This window comes from Kribbella sp. NPDC004536 (assembly GCF_042873835.1).
Classification (GTDB): Bacteria; Actinomycetota; Actinomycetes; order Propionibacteriales; family Kribbellaceae; genus Kribbella.
Genome location: NZ_JBIALY010000003.1, coordinates 1,290,501 through 1,308,753, shown reverse-complemented (window position 1 = coordinate 1,308,753; position 18,253 = coordinate 1,290,501). Strand labels below are relative to the sequence as shown.

The following is an 18,253-nucleotide window of genomic DNA, read 5'->3' as shown; positions in this document are numbered from 1 at the left end:
ACCATCAGGACCATCCGCACCCCGCGACCCGCACGTCCGAGGAGCCACCCCGATGACCGACCCCACCACCCCGGCGGACCCGAAGGCCACCACCCCGTCCGACGACACCGCCGAACTCGCCCCCGTCCCGGCCGACCCCAAGCCGACAACAGGCGCAGCAGGCCGGGCGGCGGACGCGGGTCCTGCGGCAGCGGACGCCGCGGGCACCGATGCGGCTGGTGCGGCTGGTGCGGGCGGAGTGGTGACGGAGGAGAAGGGGAAGAAGGCGCGGCGGTCCCGAGCTCCTTGGGTGACTGTGGGTGGGGCTGTTGTGGTGTTGGCGGTGCTGGCGGTGGTTGGGTACGTGTGGGGTCTGGGCCCGTTGAACCGGCTGAACGCGGAGCGGTCGATCACGCCGCCGGCGAAGCTCGCGGGCCTGGACCGGATCACCGACCCGGAGATCCGCAGCCGGGCGCAGCTCGACCAGACGCGGGAGGCGCTGAGCCGGATCAACAACGGCAAGAAGGTGACGGTCGAGGCGTACGGCAGCCTCGACGGCGACCGGTTCTACGTACTGATCGCGCTCCGCGGCCACGTCGACATCGACAAGGTGATCGCCGACTCCGGCGCGAGCGCCGACAAGGTCAAGCGGATCGGCTCCACCACCTGCATCGAAACCGCCGGCAACCTCCCCACCCAGTGCTACCGAGGCTCCAACACCCTCACCGTCATCGCCCAGTCCGCCAACGAAGGCGTCAACGTCGACCAGGTAGCCCCCGTAGCCGAAGAAGCCTTCAAAGCCATGCGCTGAGTCAGGTGAGGAGGCCGGCTATGAGGATCATTACTGGGATGGAGAGGAGGGTGCTGAGGAGGACTGCGCTGCGGGCTAGGGTTCGGCTGGCTCGGTAGTGGACGGCGTAGACGTAGACGTTCTGGGCTGTGGGGAGGGCAGCCAAGAGGGTTGGCGCTAGTAGGGCGGGGCCGTGGAGGTCCAGGAACCAGCGGGCGACCGTATAGGCGACCAACGGTTGGGCGAAGGTCTTGAGGGCTACGGCTAGTACTACGTCTCGCCGCAACGTGATCGAGTCCTTGGTGCCGGCGCTCAGGCTCAGGCCGTACGCGACCAGGGCAACCGGTACGGCGGCCGCGGCGATCAGGTCGATCGGGCGCATCACCGGGTCGGGCAACCGGACGCCCAGCAGCGATACGAGCAGGCCGAGCAGCGACGCGACCGTCAGCGGGTTGCGGAGCGGGCGGGTCGCGATGGTGCGCAGCGAGACCCGGCGGCCGCTCCCCTGGCGGTCGCCGTCCAGTACGGCGAACGCGATCGGCGCCATGATCAGCACCTGGAACAGCACGATCGGCGCGACCAGTGCGCCGTCGCCGAGCACGTAGGCGGCGACCGGTACGCCGAGGTTGCCGGCGTTCACGTACGACGACGCGAGTACGCCGATCGTCGCCTGGGACCGGCTGCGCCGCCAGATCACCGCCGCGACCAGCAGGAACACGGCCTGCACCACGAACAGACTGATCAGGTTGGTGACCAGCACCACCGAGAAGATCGACTTCAGATCGGCCCGCGCCACGGTGGTGAACAGCAGCGCGGGCGTGGCCACGAAGAACGCCAGCCGCGACAGGACCAGTTCGTCCTGCGAGCGCAGTACACCGAAGAGCCCCACGACATACCCGAGAACGGCCACTGCGACCAGCGCCGCGAAGGCGCCGATGACGGCCGACATCTCAGGAACTCAGACAGGTGGACACGAACGCGATCGTACGGGCAAACGCTGTCCCCGGAACCGAGGAGCTCACTCGCTGGACGGTGACGTACGGCACCTCATGACGATGCCCTCGACCGTACTGCGGAACTGCTCGCGGTCGTCCGCCGGGATCGGGTCGATCAGCCGCGCGAGCGCGTCGCCCATGTCGCTGTGGAACGCCGATGCCGCGCGCCGGCCGGCCGCGGTCAAGGTCACCTGGACCGGCCGCCGATCCCCCGGTACGGCGGAACGCTTGGCGAAGCCACGCTTCTCGATCCGGTCCATCAGCCCGGTACCGGTGTCCAGCTGCTCGGCCCAGCCGGAGGCGGTGCCGGTCGGGTACGAGTACGACGGCACGCACCTGTTCATCGGCGGCCTCGGCCCGGTGAAGACGCGGAAGTTCCGCAACGTGAAGGCGGGCAACACCACGGTCGCGGTGATCCTCGACGACCTGCCGTCGACCGACCCGTGGGTGCCCCGGTACCTTCGGATCTACGGCGAGGCCGAGTTGGTCGAGCGCCAGGGTCAGTTCGGTCCCGGCACCTACCTGCGGATCGCGCCGACGATCTCGTGGAGCTTCAACCTCGAGGGCAAGCCCTTCGGACACGGCGACGATGGCAGAACGAACCGCACTGTGCACAGCGAAGTGGAGTCTGCATGAGCTTCGACACCCAGGCCGGCACGCACGGGGCCTGGCAGCCCAGAGGACGGGCGCTGCAGTGGATGAACGGCGTGATCAAGCTGATGATCCGGCGCTCCGGCCGCGGCAAGGTCGGCGGGGTCGACATGCTCGTACTGCGCACGATCGGCCGCAAGTCCGGCGTCGAGAGACAGACGCCGCTCAGCTGGATCCCGGCCGCTGACGGCAGCCGGCTGATCATCGCGTCCGCCTGGGGCGGCTCGGGCAATCCCGACTGGTACTACAACCTCGCCGCGCATCCCGACCAGGTCCGGATCGACGTCAACGGCGAAACCGTTGGCGTCCGCGCCGAGCAGCTGCACGGCGCCGACCGTGCCGACGCATGGCAGCAGATCGTCGCGGCCGCGCCCCGCTTCGCCGGCTACCAGGAGAAGACCGACCGCGAACTCCCGCTCATCCGCCTGGTGACCCGCGGCTGAGGAGTACGTTGATCGCATGCGCCGACTGCTGTTGTGGGCGGCCGTGCTGATGAGCGCGGCTGCGTGCAGCGGTCGGTCGGGGAAGGAGCCTGCCGTGACCACACCGGCCGACATGACGGTGACGAGTACGGCGTTCCGCGAAGGCGGGACGATTCCGCGCAAGTACACCTGCGACGGCGCCGGTACGTCGCCGCCGCTGGCGTGGACCGGGACCCCGGCGGACGCGAAGGCGCTCGCGATCGTGGTCGACGACCCGGATGCGCCGAGCGGCACCTTCACCCATTGGGTCGTCCTGGATCTCGACCCGAAGACCACAGCACTTGTGGAAGGTACGACGCCGGCCACACAGGCGAGGAACTCGGCCGGCAAACCGTCGTACTACGGACCCTGCCCGCCGAGCGGCACGCACCACTACCGCTTCGCCGTCTACGCACTGTCCGCGCCGACCGGCCTCCCGGCCGGCGCCAAGCTGGACGAGGCGCTGAAGGCGATCAGCGAGAAGAGCGTCGGTCACGGCCGCCTGACCGTCCTCTACTCCCGCTAGAACTGTGACCTGCGTCACACTCGCTGAGCCATTGACGTTCTGACTACGTAGACACATTCTGACTACGCAGTCAGAGCGGAGGACACATGAGCGAGGCTAAACCGAGCAGTATCGATGTCGCGCGGCTCGCGGGCGTCTCGCAGAAGACCGTGTCCCGGGTGCTGAACGGGGAGCCGTACGTCAAGGAGGAGGTCCGGCTCCGGGTCCAGGCCGCCGTCCGCGAACTCGGGTACCGCCGCAACGACGCCGCCCGGGCGCTCAACTCCGGGAAGACCAAGCGGATCGGCGTGGTGTGTCTCGGTACGGCGCTGTTCGGCCCGTCCACCCAACTGGTGGCGATCGAACAGACGCTCCGGACGACCGGCTACTCGGTCACCATCGTCAACACGCTCGAAGGCGACACGATCGCGGACGTGGTCGAGCACCTGCTCGAGCAGGGCGTGGACGGCATCATCCTGTCCGAGCCGATCGACGTCGGCGACGGCGTGCGGATCGACGTCGACGTCCCGGTGCTCAGCTTCGGCCGGTTCCCCGGGCTGAGCGCGAAGCCGAACATCGACACCGGCGGCGACAACCTCGGCGCGGGCCGGTCCGCCACCGAGCACCTGCTCGCCCTCGGGCACCGTACGGTCTGGCACGTCGCCGGACCGCAACGATGGTGGGCGGCCCGGGACCGGCTGGCCGGCTGGCGGCAGGCCCTCGCGGACGCCGGCGTGCCCGAACCCCCTGTCCTGGAAGGCGATTGGCTTCCGGCTTCCGGCTATGCGGCCGGCCGTGAACTGGCCGCGAACCCCGACGTCACCGCGGTCTTCGTCGCCAACGACGACATGGCCATCGGCGTACTGCGGGCCCTCGCCGAGGCGGGCCGATCGGTCCCGGGCGACGTCAGCGTGGTCGGCTTCGACGACATCCCGTCGGCGGCCTACCTGACCCCACCACTCACCACGGTCCCGCAGGACTTCGACGTCCACGTCGCCCGCGGGATCGCCAACCTGGTCACGGAGATCGAGTCGCCGGCCGGCGTCCGGTCTCCCGTCCCGCAGCCGCCACCGCTCCGGCTCGTCGTCCGTCAGTCGACCGCAGCACCACGCACGGCGCACTGAACGCCGTACCCCTGGTCAGGCACGCCGCCGAACAGGCCCGTGCCTGGGCACCGCCTTGCCATTCGAGGAGTTGTTCGCAATGTTCATCAACCGCATCCGCCGGCGCACGTCCGCCGGCACCGCACTCGTCCTGGCCGCTGCCCTCGTTCTCGCTGCCTGTGGCGGCGGCGGTGGCAGTGGCTCCGCGTCCGGTGGCGCGAGCGCGGCACAGACCGTCAGCCAGTCCGACATCGACAAGGCGATGTCCACGCCGACCGAACTCACCTTCTGGACCTGGGTGCCGAACATCCAGAAGGAGGTCGACCTGTTCCAGCAGAAGTACCCGGCGATCAAGGTGAAGGTGGTCAACGCCGGCCAGGGCACCCCGCAGTACACCAAGCTGCGTACGGCGTTGAAGGCCGGCACCGGTTTCCCGGACGCGGTCCAGATCGAGTTCCAGTACATCCCGACGTTCGCGCTGACCAAGAGCCTGATGGATCTGCGGCCGTACGGCGCCGAGGCGCTGAAGGACCAGTTCGTACCGTGGACCTGGCAGCAGGTCGTCGGTTCCGGCGGTCAGGTGTGGGCCGTACCGCAGGACAGCGGCCCGATGGGGATGCTGTACCGCAAGGACATCTTCGACAAGTACGGCATCGCCGTACCGAAGACCTGGGACGAGTTCGCCGCGGCCGCCCGCAAGCTGCACGCCGCGGACCCGAACGTGTCGATGACGAACCTCGCGCAGAGCCAGGCCGGAGTCTGGTTCGGGCTGTTGTGGCAGGCCGGGGTGAAGCCGTTCGAGACGCCCAGCACCGACTCGGTCAAGGTCGACCTGAACGGCGACGCGTCGAAGAAGCTCGCCACCTACTGGGGCGGCCTGATCAAGGACGGTGTCGTCTCGGCCGACGCGGACTTCAACGACGCGTGGTACCAGGCGCTGAACCGGGGCAAGTACGCGACCTGGCTCACCGCCGCCTGGGGACCGGTCTTCCTGGCGGGTAGCGCGAAGGCGACCGCCGGCAAGTGGCGGGCGGCTCCGTTGCCGCAGTGGGAAGCCGGCCAGAACGCGTCCGGCAACTGGGGCGGTTCGACCACGGCCGTGGTGCAAGGGACGAAGAACCCGATCGCGGCGGCGAAGCTGGCCGAGTTCATCAACACCGATCCCGCGTCCACCAAGCTGTTCGCGACCCAGCAGTTCCTGTTCCCGGTCACGAAGGCTTTGCTGGCCGACAGTTCGTACGTGGACCAGCCGCTGTCGTTCTACGGCGGCCAGCCGGTGAACAAGCTGTTCGCCGGGATCAGCGACACGGTCGACACCAAGTTCCAGTGGCCACCGTTCCTCGACCAGGCGGTCAACGACTGGAACGAGACGGTCGGCAAGTCGTTCGCGAACAAGAGCGACACCGGCGCCGCACTCGACCAGTGGCAGGACCGGATCACGAAGTACGCGCAGAACCAAGGCTTCAAGGTCAACCAATGAGTGTCACGACCGATCAGCGGCTCGAGGTCCAGGCCCCGAGCCGCCGGGAGGCCCGTCGGCGGAGGCGTGGCGTCGGCCACACCTCCACCGGCTACGCCTTCGTTGCGCCGTTCATGGTGGTGTTCGTCGCCATGCTGGTGCTGCCACTGGCGTACGCCGCGTACCTCAGCCTGTTCCAGGAAAAGTTGATCGGCGGTACGGTCTTCGCCGGGCTGGGCAACTACACCCGCGCGCTGACCGATCCGCGGCTGCTCGACGGCGTCGGCCGGGTCGCGTTGTTCTTCGTCATCCAGGTACCGGTCATGCTCGTGGTCGCGTTGGTGGCGGCGCTCGCGATCGACAGCGGCCTGCTGCGCGCGGCCAAGGCGTTCCGGCTGGGCGTCTTCCTGCCGTACGCCGTACCGAGTGTGGTCGCCGCGCTGATGTGGGGCTACCTGTACGGCCGTGACTTCGGGCCGTTCTCGCAGCTCGCCGGCGATCTCGGCCTGCCCGCGCCGAAGTTCCTCACCTCGAGCTGGATGCTCGGATCGCTGGCGAACATCGTCACCTGGGAGTTCACCGGCTACAACATGATCATCCTGTACGCCGCCCTGCGCGCGGTGCCGCACGACCTGTACGAGGCGGCCGCTGTCGACGGTGCCGGCGCGATCCGGACCGCCTGGAGCATCAAGATCCCGGCGCTGCGACCCGCGCTCCTGGTGTGCGCGATCTTCTCGGTGATCGGCAGCTTCCAGCTGTTCAACGAGCCGCAGCTGATGCAACGGCTCGCGCCGAGCGTGATCGACAGCGGCTACACCCCGAACCTGTACGCGTACTCGCTCGCGTTCACGGGTCAGGAAGTGAACTACGCGGCGGCTGTCTCGTTCCTGCTCGGCGCAGTCATCGTCGTCGCGTCGTACGCCGTCCTGTTCGTCACCACGAGAAGGAGCCGGTCATGACAGATCGTCGCAGCAACGTGCTGACCGTGTGCATGGTCGTGCTGGTGATCTACTTCCTGCTGCCGCTGTTCTGGCTGTTCATCGCGTCGACGAAGAACGTCGGGGACCTGTTCTCGAGCTTCGGGCTGTGGTTCGCGCACGACTTCTCGTTCTTCTCCAACGTCCACGACACCCTCACGAACAACGGCGGCGTGTTCGTCCGCTGGATGGGCAACACCGTCTTCTACTCGGTGGTCAGTGCCGGTGGTGCGGCGTTCCTGTGCGCGCTCGGTGGCTACGGATTCGCGAAGTACCGGTTCCGCGGCAACTCGGCGATGTTCGGGCTGGTGCTCGGCGCGATCATGGTGCCGACCACCGCGCTCGCGATCCCGACGTACCTGCTGTTCAGCAAGGCCGGGCTGGTGAACACGCCGCTGGCCATCATCCTGCCGTCGCTGGTCAGCCCGTTCGGCCTGTACCTGATGCGGATCTACGCGCAGGACGCGGTGCCGGACGGGATCATCGAGGCGGCCCGGATCGACGGGGCGAGCGAGTTCCGGATCTTCTTCCAGGTGGCGCTGCGGCTGCTGGCGCCAGGTGTGGTGACAGTGCTGCTGTTCACGCTCGTCGCGACCTGGAACAACTACTTCCTGCCGCTCATCATGCTCAACAACCCCGATCTGTACCCGGTCACGGTCGGCCTGGCCGCGTGGTCGTCGCAGGCCGGCGCCGGCGGCGGTACGACCGGTGCCGTGCTGTCCCTGGTGATCACCGGATCCCTGCTGTCCGTCGTCCCGCTGATCGCCGCCTTCCTGTTGCTGCAACGCTATTGGCAGTCGGGGCTGGCGTCCGGCGGGGTCAAGGCCTGAAAACCCTTCTAACATTGGAGAAACGCGTGCCGGAGCGTGTGCTCTTCGGAGCTGCGTACTATCACGAATACCAGCCGACCGAACGGCTGGAGCAGGATCTCGACCTGATGGCCGCCGCCCACTTCTCGGTGATCCGGGTGGGCGAGTCGGTCTGGTCGACCTGGGAGCCGGAGAACGGCCGCTTCGACCTCGACTGGCTGCAACCCGTCCTCGACGGCGCGCACGCCCGGGGTATCGCGGCCGTCCTCGGTACGCCGACGTACGCCGTACCGCCGTGGCTGGTCCGTCTCTACCCGGAGATCACCGGGGAACGGAAGACCGGGCAACGGATCGGCTGGGGCGCACGGCAGGAGGTCGACTTCACCCATCCCGGCTTCAAGTTCCACGCCGAGCGGGTGATCCGCAAGATCGCGGAGCGGTACGCCGGGCACCCGGCCGTGATCGGCTTCCAGGTGGACAACGAGCCGGGCAACGAGCTGCTGCACAACCACGGTGTCTTCCAGCGGTTCGTCGACAGTCTGCGGCACAAGTACGGCGATGTGCAGACGCTGAACGACGAATGGGGCCTGGTCTACTGGTCGCACAGGCTGTCGGACTGGGCCGACCTGTGGACGCCGGACGGCAACGTCCAGCCGCAGTACGACGTGGCGTGGCGGCAGTTCCAGGCGGACCAGACGACCGAGTTCATCGGGTGGCAGGCGGACCTCGTCCGCGAGTACGCGCGCCCGGACCAGTTCGTCACGACCTGCATCGCGTACGAGCGCCCTGCTGTCGCGGACGACGAGCTGGTGCAGCGTCTCGATGTCACGGCCGGCAATCCGTACTACGCCATGCAGGACGGACTGCTGCATCCACAGACGGAGGTCGCACCGCAGGGCTGGACGACCAACGGGACCTGGGCGCTGTACCTCAGCGCCGACCGCATGTACTCGTCGAAGCAGAGCCCGTACCTGGTGACCGAGACGAACGCGCAGGCGATCGGCGCCCCGTGGAGCAACCACCCGGCGTACGACGGTCAGTGGCGGCAGGCGGCGTGGGCCCTGGTGTCGCGCGGCGCCAAGATGATCGAGTACTGGCACTGGCACACCTTGCACTTCGGTACGGAGACGTATTGGGGCGGCGTGCTCCCCCACAGCGGCCTGCCCGGCCGCACGTACGCGGAGATCGCGCAGCTCGGCGCGGAGTTCGAAGCGGCCGGCTCGCTGGTCACCGGACTGACCCCGGACAGCGACGTGACGATGCTGTACTCGACGCCGAGCAAGTGGCTGATGCAGAAGTACCCAGCTCTCGCGGGCGCGGACGGCGGCCCGGACGAGCGTTCGTACCAGGGGTTCTTCGATCCCTTCTACCGTGGGGCTTTCGAGGCCGGTCTGCAGGTACGCATCAAGCACACGAGCCAGTTCACGGGTGCCGATCAGGTGCTTGTCGTACCGGCGCTCTATCTGGCCGACGACGACCTGCTCGACCAGCTGGTCGCATACGCCGAGGCAGGTGGGCACCTGGTCGTCGGACCGCGGACCGGGTACGCCGACGAGGAAGCCCGCGCCCGGACGGAGGTACAGCCTGGCAGGCTCGCCGCGGCGGCCGGTGTCCGGTACGACGAGTTCAGCAACATCAGCGTGGACCTACCCGTACGTGGTGCCGGCCTGGACCTCGGCGCCGACGCGGCCGGTACGCGCTGGGTCGACGGGTTGGTTGCCGACGGCGCCGACGTACTCGCGAGCTACGACCACCCGCACTTCGGGAGGTGGCCGGCGATCACGACGCGCGCGCATGGCTCCGGCAGGATCACGTACGTCGGCACCGTGCCGAACCCGTCGCTGGCAGCAGCCCTGTTCCGGTGGATCAAACCGGCGCCCTGGAGCGACGTCCCGGCGAGCGTGACCGTCACCTCCGCGACCGCTGCGGACGGCCGGCGGATCCGGTTCGTCCACAACTGGTCGTGGGACAGTGTCGGCGTGAACCTGCCGGGTCCAGCTCACGACGTACTCGCGGACCAGCCGGCCGGCGCCAAGCTGGAGCTCGGCCCATGGGATGTCCGGGTACTGATGGATCAGTAACCGTTGCCGTAGCCGCCGCCACCGGAGGACGACGGGGCCTTCGAAGGAGCCGCGCCCGACGTGGTGGCGGCGTGCCAGGTGAAGCTCGTGCCGGAGAAGTTGTCGGTCACGTTATTGCCTTTGGCCTGGCCGTTGTTGTCGAGTTTGAAGGTGTAGAGCGGCTTGCCCTGGAAGGTGAGCTGCTCGGCACCGGTGTCGGAGCGCTTCGTCGTGCCGAGGCCGCTGACGGCCTTCGCGTCGGCGGCGGTCCCGGTTGCGGGCACCCAGATGTCCAGGCAGCCGGACATGCACTTCAGCATGCCGCCGGCCTCCTGGTCGGCGAAGTACAGCGTCTTCCCGGAGGCGTCGACGAGTGCCTGACCGACACCGCTGACGTCTTTCACCGAGACGGCCGCGGCGGCACCACCGCCGGCGGCCGGGGTGGAGCTGTTGCTGCCGCCGCACGCCGCCAGCGTGCCGACCGCGGCCACCGTTGCTCCTAGCAACAAGATCGTGGTTTTCATCTGGATCTCCTCTCGTCCAGCAGATACGCACGATCCGGCCGGCCGGTTCAGATTGAACCGTTCGCGGCTACCGGACGTAGTTGAGGGGTGTGGATGACGACACGGTGATCCGCGCGTTGTACGACAGGTACCGGCGGCCGTTGTTCGGGTACGTACTGCGCTCGGTGGGCGACCGGCAGTACGCCGAGGACATCGTGCAGGAGACGATGACGCGCGCCTGGGCGCACGCCGGCGAGCTCGACCCGGACCGGGCCGGCCGCTGGCTGTTCACGGTCGCGCGCAACCTGGTGATCTCCGGCCGCCGCAAGCAGGGCGCGCGGGTGACCGAGGTACCGATCGACGACCGCGAGTTCCCGGCGCTCGGCGACGACATCGACCGGGTGCTGCAGGTCTGGCAGGTGATCGACGTACTGCGTGGGCTGAGCAAGGACCACCGGCAGGTGATCGTCGAGCTGTTCTACCGGCGGCGCACCGTGAACGAGGCGGCCGTCGTCCTCGGTGTACCGCCGGGGACGGTGAAGTCGCGCAGCTACTACGCGCTGCACGCGCTCCGGGCGGCGCTCGAGGAAAGGGGGGTGACCGGATCATGACGTGCCCGGAGACGACGTCGATCGGCGCCTATGTGCTCGGTGCGCTGGAGGCTTCGGAACGGCACGCGGTCGAGGAGCACCTGAGCACCTGTAGTGCCTGCCGCGAGACGTTGCTGCAGTTCGCGCATCTGCCGGGCCTGCTACATGCGGTACCGGTGGAGGACATCGAGATCGCTCCGCCGGAGCCTGCGCCGCTCCAGCTCAGCAAGAAGAAGCGGCCGCGCAAGCGATGGGTTCTTGCTGCAGCGTCGGCTGCCACGGTCACGGGTGTCGTCAGCTGGGGCCTGGTGACCGCACCGGCCTCGGCTACCTGGACGGCCACGGATGGCGTCGGTGGTATCGACACCACGGCCAAGCTGGTCAGCCGGGGCTGGGGTACGGACATCCAGCTCCGGCTGACCGACCTGAAGCCGTACGAACGCTGCATGCTCGTAGTACACAGCCGGAACGGCACCACCCAGACGGCCGGCTGGTGGGCAGCCAACGGCAGCTACCAGGCCCAGGTCCCTGCCAGTACGTCGATTCCGCTCAAGGACATCGACCATCTTGAGGTGGTCGACGCCGGGGACACCGTGCTCAGTACGGTGTCCCCGACGACCCGCTGATCACCAGCTGTTGTTGGAGATTCCCGTACCGAGCATGACCTGGTCGTAGGTGTTGCCGTCGTTGTCGTCCGTGTAGGCAACGGCCACTTCGGCGTACGGCGAGACCGCGACAACCATCTGCTCCTGCCGGCCCGTCGTGACGGAGCTGAGCTTCTGGGAGGACAGACGGCCGGTGTCCGTACCGTCCGTGCCGAAGCCGCGGACCCACACGTCCGGGTCGGCGCCTTGCACCGTCCAGCCGACCACGGACTGCGCCTGGTCGTCGATGCCGATCGACGGTGCAGTACCGCCTGCGGCGACCTCGGTGTCGGCGTAGCGCGCAGTACCGGTTGGCGTGAACGAGCGGGTCCAGACGCCGGCAGTACCAGTGTGGTCGGACTCCCAGGCGACTGCGAAGTCGCCGTTGAAGTTTGCGGCTACGGAGGCGTGCTGCTGTTGCCCACCGCCCGACGCGTTCGCGGAGCGGCGCGAGAGCGTGGCTGCGCCGTTCGTACGGCCCAGGCGAATCAGGCCGATCTGGTAGTACCCGTTGCCGTCGGCATCGTCGTCCCATACGACAACAGCGTCACCGGACGCTGACACAGCGACGTCCGGGTTGTGGTGCTGGCCGGTCGTGGCGGAAGCCGAGACCTCCCATGCGCGCGTAGTCGGACCAGTGAAACCGGCGGCCTTGACCGTGGCCTGTGCGCCGGTCTGGATGTCCTCCCACGCGACCGTGAACGCAACTGCACCACCAGAAGGTGCACCGTCCGGGTCCACAGCCACACGCGGGTTGATCTGCTGACCAGTGGCGCTGCTGTTGGCGTTACCGGACGCGGTGACGGTGCCGGCGGTGTTCACGACGCGGTACGGGATGTTGTAAAACCCGTTGCCGTCCGGGTCGTCCTGCCAGACCACGACAGCGTTGCCGTTGTCGTCCAGACCGACGTCCGGGTGCAGGTGCCGCCAGTTGGTCACACCGCTGTCACCACCCGCGGACAGCTTCTTCTCGTACACAGCGGTGCCGTTGTGGAAGAGCCGCAGATAGATCTCGCTGTGGACGTTGTCGGTCGCGTTGTCGGTGTCTCGGTCGTCCTCCCAAACCACGGCGATGTACCCGTTCCGGTTGGTCGCCACGGACGCGTTGTCCTGGTCACCAGTGGAGACACTGTTCGCTGTGGTCCAAGTCGGCGTAGCAATGTGCGCAGACGCAGTAGCAGTCGCAGCGACGAGGGACGCAACAGCCAGGGCAGCAGTAGCAAGAGTTTTCTTCATGAGGAGTCACACCGCCTGCAGGCCGGGACGGCCGTCTTCGATGACGAACGACTTCACGGTCGTGGCCGCCGCGCCGTGCTCACTCACCTGAGCGACCGCGCGGAAGTCTGCCTGCATTTGGGTCGGGCTGATCGTGGTCCGGACATAGCCGCGACGGTTGTTGTAGAACTTCAGCCACGGGTTGGTGCCGACATCGGGGATCGCGGTCGCCCCGTCGCCGTCGCCACCCGACGTCACCGAACTGCTGACCAGCTCGCTGCCGATCGTCGCCGAGCTCGCATTGTTGTAGTCGGCCTTGAGGTCGCTGGCCCACGCGCGGTGGACGTCCCCGGTGAGGACGACCGGATTGCGCGTACCACGGTCGACCCAGCCCTGCTGGATCCGCGCACGGGAAGCGCGGTACCCGTCCCAGGAGTCCATGCTCGCTCCGGTCGAATTGAACCGGCGGGCGAAGAACACCTGCTGGCCGATGATGTCCCAGGTCGCCAGGTGCTGGTTGAAACCGTCGAGCAGCCAGGTCTCCTGCGTGTTGCCCGGCAGACTGCGGGACGCCAGATCCGCGTCCGAGCAGATCTTCCAGCCGTCGCCACAGGCCTGGTCGTCGCGGTACTGCCGGGTGTCGAGCATATGGAAGACCGCGAGGCTCCCCCACCGCAAGCGGCGGTACAGCGGGATGCTGTTCCCGCTGTTCGCCTGCGCGGGCCGCAGCGGCATGTTCTCGTAGTACGCCTGGTACGCCGCGGTGCGCCGGGCAGTCCACTGCGCCGTGGTGAGGCTCGGCGTGCTGTCCGCCCTGACCATGTTGGCGTAGTTGTTTTCCACCTCGTGGTCGTCCGGTACGACGAGCCACGGCGCCGCCGCGTGCGCGGCCTGGAGGTCCGGGTCGGTCTTGTGCTGCGCGTAGCGGCGCCGGTAGTCCGCCAGCGTGACGATCTCGGTGGCGCCGGCGTACGCGCGCGGCCGGCCAGCGGTGGTGCCGTACTCGTAGATGTAGTCCCCGACGTGCAGGATCAAGCCAGGGTTGTCCTCGGCCATCCGCCGGTAGACCGTGAAGTACCCCTCCTCGTAGTGCGAGCAGGAGGTGAACGCCATCAGCAGGTCACGGCCGTTCGTGCCGATCGCGGGCGCGGTACGGGTCCGGCCGACGGGCGAGATGAAGCCCTGGGCGCGGAAGCGGTAGAAGTAGTCGGAGTCTGGGTTCAGCCCGCCCGCGATGACATGCACCGAGTGGGCGGCGGCGTACGACGCGGTGACCGTACCGGAGGCAACCAGCGTGCTGAAGGTGTCGGTGGTCGACACCTGCCAGTCGACGGGTACGTCGGTGTTGGCCATCCCGCCCTGGCCGTCCGCGTTGAGCGGGCTCGGTGCCAGGCGGGTCCACAGTACGACGCTGTTCGCGTCCGGCTCACCGGACGCGATGCCGAGCTGGAACGGGTACGGGACGGCGGCGGTGGCGGTGATCACCGACGACTGTGCGGCGGCCGGGAGGGCGCCGGCACCGGCCGCGGCGAGTCCGCCGAGAACGAGGGTCCTGCGACTGATTGGGCTCATGGGCCTCACCTTCACGGGTACTCAGGGCGGTAGGCCCCCGCTGCGGCCGAACGATCAGTGACCATTCGGGGACCTTGAGTGTGTGTGGTGCTCCGTGCCCATGATTGCGCAGTTTTGGTAATTTTCCTACAGCAGAACGAGCAGCAACAGCACGGCCGTCGGCACCCCTTCCAGCAGTGTGTTCAACCAGAGCCGCCGCTCCGTCGCGAGCAGTACGAGCGCCAGGAACACGTGCTGCCCTGCCGTGAACGCGACCAGCGCCTCGCCCTGCGGGACATGGCCGGACCGGGCGAGTACGACGCCGAGCGCCAGTGCGACCGCGGTCGTGAGGTTGTAGAAGCCGAGGTTCACGATCCACAGCTTCACCGCGTCGAAATCCCGGCGCTCGAGCAGGAACATCGGATACAGCCGCGGGTGGCGGTAGAAGAACGACTCCATCAACCAGACCGAGGCCAGCAGCACCGCGATGACGATCGCCAGGACCTGCGCCGCCGTCCTCATGGGAGCGCCACGCCGTGGCGCGCGGCAACCTCCCCCAACGCCACGTAGTCCGTGGGATCGGCCTCCGCGAGGTCCGCGAAGAACGCTCCCATTCGCCCGGTCTGGCTGATCGTCAGGAACTTGGCCGCCGGCGTGAGCACCGAGAAGGTGTTCAGCGTTCCGGCCGGGATGCTGATCGACGCCCCCGGGCCGAGGTCGTACCCCTGGTCCTCTGCCTGCACGAGGATCCGGCCCTGCAGGACGTAGAACGCCTTGCTCCACGACTCCCGGTGCGGCGGTGCCGCGTCGGCGCGCGGTGCGTCGATCTCGAACACCTCGTACTGCCCGCCGGTGTGCTCGGTGCCGATCTTCACGGTCACGGTCGCGTCGGGGGCGGCGTACTCGACGCCGGTGCCCGCGCTGCTGAGATGCACTGATTCGCTCATAGCGGCGACGGTAGGAAGTGCCACCGCCGCTGACCATCCCGGCGCACGAGGCTTGTCGCGACGGCCGGAATCCCCACATTTGCGGGATAGGCGGCAACGGTCGGGCGGCGCATACTGAGCGCATGTGGGAGGGCCGGGCGCGGGCCGCGCGCCGGGACATCGCGGCACTGGCGACCTCGGGGATGGGGGTCGCCGAGCTGCACGCGGCCGCGATCGAGGTGGTCGAACAGGTGGTCGGCAGCGAGCTGACCTGCTGGGCCGGCATCGATCCCGGCACGCTGGTGATCAGCTCGATGACCAGCGGCGCGGCCCGCATCCCCGAGGAGTACGAGCCGCGGCTGGCCGAGACGGAGTACGCCGGGACCGTGCCGAACTCGTTCGCGGAACTGGCCCGGACCTCGCACCAGGTCGCCCGGCTGTCCGATCTGCCGTACCGCGAGGTCGTCGGGCACCGCCGGCTGAACGAGGTGTGGCGGCCGCTCGGGATCGAGCACGAGGTACGGACCACGTTCGTCGTCGACGGGGACTGCTGGGGAGCGGCCGGGTTCGTCCGCAGCGGGCCGGACTTCAACGACCGCGAGGTCGAGTTCCTCGGGTCGGTGGCGCCGGTGATCGGTGCCGCGACGCGGGTCGCCGTCCGGACCGACGCTCACGGGTACCGCGGCGGGACCGGCCCGTCGATCGTCGTCACGGGTCCGACCGGTGAGCCACGAGCCATCACCGCGGCCGCGAGTACGTGGCAGGACGAGCTGGACGAGATCGCGCCCGGCCGGTTCGGCGTTCTGCTCCGGGCAGTCGTCACCGGAACGCGGGCCGCGGCGTCCGGGACGTTCCAGGCGCGCGTGCAGACCGCCTCCGGTGGATGGGTCGTACTGCAGGGCAGCCGGCTGATCGGGGACGCCGAGGACGAGGTCGTGGTGACGATCGAGCCGGCCTCCGGGCGGCACCTGCTCGGGATGCTGCTCGCGGCGTACGGGCTGACCGCGCGGGAGCGGGAGATCTGCCTCGAGGTCATCGCCGGGCACCCCACGACCGCGATCGCGGACCGGTTGTCGATCTCGCCGCACACGATCCAGGACCACCTGAAGTCCGCGTTCGCGAAGGTCGGCGTCCGCAGCCGCGGCGAGCTGGTGGCGACGCTCAGGCCGGAGTGAGCGCCTTGCGGTACGTCCCCGGTGGTACGCCGAAGTCGCGCTTGAACGCCTTCGCGAACGCGAACTCCGACGTGTAGCCGATCGCCTTCGCCACCGTCGCGAGCGGCCGGTCGTGATCGCGGAGCAGCCGTGCCGCGGTCGTCATCCGCCAGCGGGACAGGTACGTCAGCGGCGGCTCACCCACCGCCTCGGTGAACCGGCGCGCGAACGCCGCCCGCGACAACCCGACGTCGGACGCCAACTCCGCAACGGTCCAGGCCGCACCGGGCTTCTCGTGGATCAGCTCCAGCGCCTGCACGACCGACGGATCGGTCAACGCCCGCGCCCAGCCGCGATCGGCCGGGCAGTCGTTGTCCTCCATCCAGGCGCGCAGGATCAGCACCAGCAACGCGTCCACCAGCGCCGGTACGACGGCGGCCGCGCCGGGCCGCTGCGCGTCGAGTTCCTCGCCGAGGATGCTGATTGCCGTATGCAACGAACGGTGCCGGCCGGGGTTCGCCGGGACGACGACCACGTCGGGGAGCTTCGCCAGCACCGGGTGCGGGCGCTCGCGATCGAGCCGGTACGTCCCGCACAGCAGCAGCGCCCGCGCGCCCTGCCCCTGGACCGGCTCCTCGACCGCAGGGTCGAAGTCGACGAGCGGCGAGTCCGGATGGTCGGCGAGCGCGTGGTCGGTCCCGCGCGGCAGCAGGACCGCGTCGCCCGGGCCGAGCTGGATCGGGTCACCGTCCGGCGGCAGCAACCACGCCGTCCCCTGCAGCACGAGGTGGAAGGTCGCGCCGAACGAGTGCGCGAACCGCAGCCCCCACTCACCCCGGACCTCCGTACGCCCGGAGGTGGCAGGGCCCGTCCGCATCGCGTCGACGACATCGGCAAGTACATCCATACCTGGCATCATACGCGCACCGATCAAGACGATCGGACATAAACCAGCGCCTGATAGACATAGATCCGCTCGACTTGGCCGCCTACTGTCGGTGACAGACATCAACGACAAGGAGCATCTGAATGAGCATCGTGGTCACCGCGGCAACCGGTCACCTGGGCACTCTCGTCGTCGACGAGCTGCTGCAGCGGGTCCCCGCGGACCAGGTCGTCGCGGTCGCGCGGAACGCCGAGAAGGCCGCGCCGCTCGCCGATCGCGGCGTCGAGGTCCGGATCGCCGACTACAACGACGAGGGCGCACTGGCCAAGGCCTTCGGCGCGGGCGACACCGTCCTGCTGATCTCGGGCCTCGAGCCGAACCGCCGCGAGCAGCACCGCGCGGTGATCTCGGCCGCGCGCGAGGCCGGCATCGCCCGGATCGCGTACACGAGCGCGCTCGGTGGGCCGGCGGCCGACTTCGACCTGGCCGCCGACCACATCGCCACCGAACAGGCGATCCTCGACTCGGGCCTGCCGTACACCTTCCTGCGCAACGGCTGGTACAACGAGGTCTACACCGACCAGATCCCGGTCCAGCTCGCACACGGCGTCGCGGGGAGCGCCGGCGACGGGCGGATCGCGTCGGCGTCGCGCCGGGACTTCGCGGCCGCGGCAGCCGTCGTACTGACCGGTGCCGGGCACGAGAACAAGGCGTACGAACTGAATGGCGACACCTCGTTCTCGCTGACCGAGTACGCGGCCGAGCTGTCCGGGCAGTCCGGCAAAGACGTTGCCTACCACAACCTCTCGCCCGCGGAGCACCTGCAGGTCCTGACCGGGGCCGGGGTTCCGGAGCAGTTCGCGCCGATCCTGGTCGACGTCGACAACGCGATCGAACGCGGCCTCCTGGCCGGCCGGGGCACCGACCTGAGCGACCTGATCGGCCGCCCCACCACCCCGATCGCCGAGACGATCGCAGCCGCCCTCAAGGGCTGA

The 18,253-nt window shown here is 68.7% G+C and carries 21 protein-coding genes; 13 read left to right on the top strand and 8 right to left on the bottom strand.

Features of this window, described 5'->3' with window-relative positions:
- Nucleotides 1-52: 52 nt before the first annotated feature.
- Nucleotides 53-790, top strand: coding sequence for a hypothetical protein (locus ACFYRU_RS31635; protein ID WP_387665293.1), 738 nt, complete (start codon nt 53-55; stop codon nt 788-790).
- 1 nt (nt 791) lies between these two features.
- Here the strand turns inward: ACFYRU_RS31635 and ACFYRU_RS31630 are convergent, their stop codons facing one another.
- Nucleotides 792-1,718 carry an AEC family transporter gene (locus ACFYRU_RS31630; RefSeq protein ID WP_387665290.1) on the bottom strand — a complete coding sequence of 309 codons (927 nt, stop codon included), beginning with the start codon at nt 1,716-1,718 and terminating at the stop codon, nt 792-794.
- A gap of 69 nt (nt 1,719-1,787) precedes the next feature.
- Complete coding sequence (locus tag ACFYRU_RS31625) at nt 1,788-2,096, bottom strand: MarR family winged helix-turn-helix transcriptional regulator (RefSeq protein WP_387665288.1); 309 nt, start codon at nt 2,094-2,096, stop codon at nt 1,788-1,790.
- On the opposite strand from ACFYRU_RS31625, the gene ACFYRU_RS31620 reads away from it, so the two are divergent.
- The 8 genes from ACFYRU_RS31620 (at nt 2,068) to ACFYRU_RS31585 (ending at nt 9,810) form a co-directional block, all read left to right on the top strand.
- On the top strand, nt 2,068-2,400 hold the full coding sequence (locus ACFYRU_RS31620) for a PPOX class F420-dependent oxidoreductase (protein ID WP_387665286.1): 333 nt from the start codon (nt 2,068-2,070) through the stop codon (nt 2,398-2,400). The two genes, ACFYRU_RS31625 and ACFYRU_RS31620, sit on opposite strands and share 29 nt — an antisense overlap.
- On the top strand, nt 2,397-2,858 hold the full coding sequence (locus ACFYRU_RS31615; protein ID WP_387665284.1) for a nitroreductase family deazaflavin-dependent oxidoreductase: 462 nt from the start codon (nt 2,397-2,399) through the stop codon (nt 2,856-2,858). The genes ACFYRU_RS31620 and ACFYRU_RS31615 overlap by 4 nt, the downstream gene beginning before the upstream one ends.
- 16 nt (nt 2,859-2,874) lie before the next feature.
- Nucleotides 2,875-3,402: a YbhB/YbcL family Raf kinase inhibitor-like protein gene (locus ACFYRU_RS31610; protein WP_387665282.1), complete on the top strand. Its 528-nt coding sequence runs from the start codon at nt 2,875-2,877 to the stop codon at nt 3,400-3,402.
- Nucleotides 3,403-3,488: 86 nt separating this feature from the next.
- Entirely contained in the window at nt 3,489-4,505 is a 1,017-nt protein-coding gene (locus ACFYRU_RS31605; RefSeq protein WP_387665280.1) for a LacI family DNA-binding transcriptional regulator, read from the top strand.
- A 79-nt stretch (nt 4,506-4,584) separates the two neighbouring features.
- Nucleotides 4,585-5,964 (top strand): extracellular solute-binding protein, encoded by a 1,380-nt coding sequence (locus tag ACFYRU_RS31600; protein ID WP_387665277.1) that lies wholly within the window; start codon nt 4,585-4,587, stop codon nt 5,962-5,964.
- Nucleotides 5,961-6,902 carry a carbohydrate ABC transporter permease gene (locus tag ACFYRU_RS31595; RefSeq protein WP_387665274.1) on the top strand — a complete coding sequence of 314 codons (942 nt, stop codon included), beginning with the start codon at nt 5,961-5,963 and terminating at the stop codon, nt 6,900-6,902. The genes ACFYRU_RS31600 and ACFYRU_RS31595 overlap by 4 nt, the downstream gene beginning before the upstream one ends.
- Nucleotides 6,899-7,750: a carbohydrate ABC transporter permease gene (locus ACFYRU_RS31590; protein WP_387665271.1), complete on the top strand. Its 852-nt coding sequence runs from the start codon at nt 6,899-6,901 to the stop codon at nt 7,748-7,750. Before ACFYRU_RS31595 ends, ACFYRU_RS31590 begins: the two co-directional genes overlap by 4 nt.
- 26 nt (nt 7,751-7,776) lie before the next feature.
- Nucleotides 7,777-9,810, top strand: coding sequence for a beta-galactosidase (locus tag ACFYRU_RS31585; protein ID WP_387665268.1), 2,034 nt, complete (start codon nt 7,777-7,779; stop codon nt 9,808-9,810).
- On the opposite strand, the gene ACFYRU_RS31580 is transcribed toward ACFYRU_RS31585, so the two are convergent.
- Entirely contained in the window at nt 9,804-10,313 is a 510-nt protein-coding gene (locus ACFYRU_RS31580) for a hypothetical protein (RefSeq protein WP_387665265.1), read from the bottom strand. The two genes, ACFYRU_RS31585 and ACFYRU_RS31580, sit on opposite strands and share 7 nt — an antisense overlap.
- Nucleotides 10,314-10,402: 89 nt before the next feature.
- On the opposite strand from ACFYRU_RS31580, the gene ACFYRU_RS31575 reads away from it, so the two are divergent.
- Nucleotides 10,403-10,903, top strand: a complete 501-nt coding sequence (locus tag ACFYRU_RS31575; protein ID WP_387665262.1) for a sigma-70 family RNA polymerase sigma factor — start codon at nt 10,403-10,405, stop codon at nt 10,901-10,903.
- The gene (locus ACFYRU_RS31570; protein WP_387665259.1) at nt 10,900-11,508 is read left to right on the top strand and encodes an anti-sigma factor family protein; all 609 of its coding nucleotides are present in this window, start codon (nt 10,900-10,902) and stop codon (nt 11,506-11,508) included. The genes ACFYRU_RS31575 and ACFYRU_RS31570 overlap by 4 nt, the downstream gene beginning before the upstream one ends.
- On the opposite strand, the gene ACFYRU_RS31565 is transcribed toward ACFYRU_RS31570, so the two are convergent.
- The 4 genes from ACFYRU_RS31565 to ACFYRU_RS31550 all read right to left on the bottom strand — a co-directional run bounded on the left by ACFYRU_RS31565 (nt 11,509) and on the right by ACFYRU_RS31550 (nt 15,239).
- Nucleotides 11,509-12,624, bottom strand: a complete 1,116-nt coding sequence (locus tag ACFYRU_RS31565; RefSeq protein ID WP_387665257.1) for a hypothetical protein — start codon at nt 12,622-12,624, stop codon at nt 11,509-11,511.
- 144 nt (nt 12,625-12,768) lie between these two features.
- Nucleotides 12,769-14,313: an alkaline phosphatase D family protein gene (locus tag ACFYRU_RS31560; protein ID WP_387665254.1), complete on the bottom strand. Its 1,545-nt coding sequence runs from the start codon at nt 14,311-14,313 to the stop codon at nt 12,769-12,771.
- Nucleotides 14,314-14,439: 126 nt separating this feature from the next.
- Nucleotides 14,440-14,814 carry a DUF1304 family protein gene (locus ACFYRU_RS31555; RefSeq protein WP_387665251.1) on the bottom strand — a complete coding sequence of 125 codons (375 nt, stop codon included), beginning with the start codon at nt 14,812-14,814 and terminating at the stop codon, nt 14,440-14,442.
- Nucleotides 14,811-15,239, bottom strand: a complete 429-nt coding sequence (locus ACFYRU_RS31550; RefSeq protein ID WP_387665248.1) for a cupin domain-containing protein — start codon at nt 15,237-15,239, stop codon at nt 14,811-14,813. Before ACFYRU_RS31550 ends, ACFYRU_RS31555 begins: the two co-directional genes overlap by 4 nt.
- Nucleotides 15,240-15,361: 122 nt before the next feature.
- Here ACFYRU_RS31550 and ACFYRU_RS31545 point away from each other — a divergent pair, with 122 nt between their 5' ends.
- A complete protein-coding gene (locus ACFYRU_RS31545; protein ID WP_387665245.1) occupies nt 15,362-16,393 on the top strand; it encodes a helix-turn-helix transcriptional regulator in 1,032 nt (343 codons plus the stop codon).
- Here ACFYRU_RS31545 and ACFYRU_RS31540 read toward each other — a convergent pair.
- Complete coding sequence (locus ACFYRU_RS31540) at nt 16,380-17,279, bottom strand: AraC family transcriptional regulator (protein WP_387665242.1); 900 nt, start codon at nt 17,277-17,279, stop codon at nt 16,380-16,382. The two genes, ACFYRU_RS31545 and ACFYRU_RS31540, sit on opposite strands and share 14 nt — an antisense overlap.
- Nucleotides 17,280-17,401: 122 nt before the next feature.
- On the opposite strand from ACFYRU_RS31540, the gene ACFYRU_RS31535 reads away from it, so the two are divergent.
- A complete protein-coding gene (locus tag ACFYRU_RS31535; RefSeq protein WP_387665239.1) occupies nt 17,402-18,253 on the top strand; it encodes an SDR family oxidoreductase in 852 nt (283 codons plus the stop codon).

What these genes read in the sequence shown, in the direction of transcription:
- ACFYRU_RS31540 (WP_387665242.1), bottom strand. Translation starts at nt 17,279, where the DNA reads ATGGATGTACTTGCCGATGTCGTCGACGCGATGCGGACGGGCCCTGCC.
- ACFYRU_RS31550 (WP_387665248.1), bottom strand. Translation starts at nt 15,239, where the DNA reads ATGAGCGAATCAGTGCATCTCAGCAGCGCGGGCACCGGCGTCGAGTAC.
- ACFYRU_RS31570 (WP_387665259.1), top strand. Translation starts at nt 10,900, where the DNA reads ATGACGTGCCCGGAGACGACGTCGATCGGCGCCTATGTGCTCGGTGCG.
- ACFYRU_RS31635 (WP_387665293.1), top strand. Translation starts at nt 53, where the DNA reads ATGACCGACCCCACCACCCCGGCGGACCCGAAGGCCACCACCCCGTCC.
- ACFYRU_RS31610 (WP_387665282.1), top strand. Translation starts at nt 2,875, where the DNA reads ATGCGCCGACTGCTGTTGTGGGCGGCCGTGCTGATGAGCGCGGCTGCG.
- ACFYRU_RS31590 (WP_387665271.1), top strand. Translation starts at nt 6,899, where the DNA reads ATGACAGATCGTCGCAGCAACGTGCTGACCGTGTGCATGGTCGTGCTG.
- ACFYRU_RS31630 (WP_387665290.1), bottom strand. Translation starts at nt 1,718, where the DNA reads ATGTCGGCCGTCATCGGCGCCTTCGCGGCGCTGGTCGCAGTGGCCGTT.
- ACFYRU_RS31605 (WP_387665280.1), top strand. Translation starts at nt 3,489, where the DNA reads ATGAGCGAGGCTAAACCGAGCAGTATCGATGTCGCGCGGCTCGCGGGC.
- ACFYRU_RS31545 (WP_387665245.1), top strand. Translation starts at nt 15,362, where the DNA reads ATGTGGGAGGGCCGGGCGCGGGCCGCGCGCCGGGACATCGCGGCACTG.
- ACFYRU_RS31580 (WP_387665265.1), bottom strand. Translation starts at nt 10,313, where the DNA reads ATGAAAACCACGATCTTGTTGCTAGGAGCAACGGTGGCCGCGGTCGGC.
- ACFYRU_RS31535 (WP_387665239.1), top strand. Translation starts at nt 17,402, where the DNA reads ATGAGCATCGTGGTCACCGCGGCAACCGGTCACCTGGGCACTCTCGTC.
- ACFYRU_RS31615 (WP_387665284.1), top strand. Translation starts at nt 2,397, where the DNA reads ATGAGCTTCGACACCCAGGCCGGCACGCACGGGGCCTGGCAGCCCAGA.
- ACFYRU_RS31600 (WP_387665277.1), top strand. Translation starts at nt 4,585, where the DNA reads ATGTTCATCAACCGCATCCGCCGGCGCACGTCCGCCGGCACCGCACTC.
- ACFYRU_RS31595 (WP_387665274.1), top strand. Translation starts at nt 5,961, where the DNA reads ATGAGTGTCACGACCGATCAGCGGCTCGAGGTCCAGGCCCCGAGCCGC.
- ACFYRU_RS31560 (WP_387665254.1), bottom strand. Translation starts at nt 14,313, where the DNA reads ATGAGCCCAATCAGTCGCAGGACCCTCGTTCTCGGCGGACTCGCCGCG.
- ACFYRU_RS31555 (WP_387665251.1), bottom strand. Translation starts at nt 14,814, where the DNA reads ATGAGGACGGCGGCGCAGGTCCTGGCGATCGTCATCGCGGTGCTGCTG.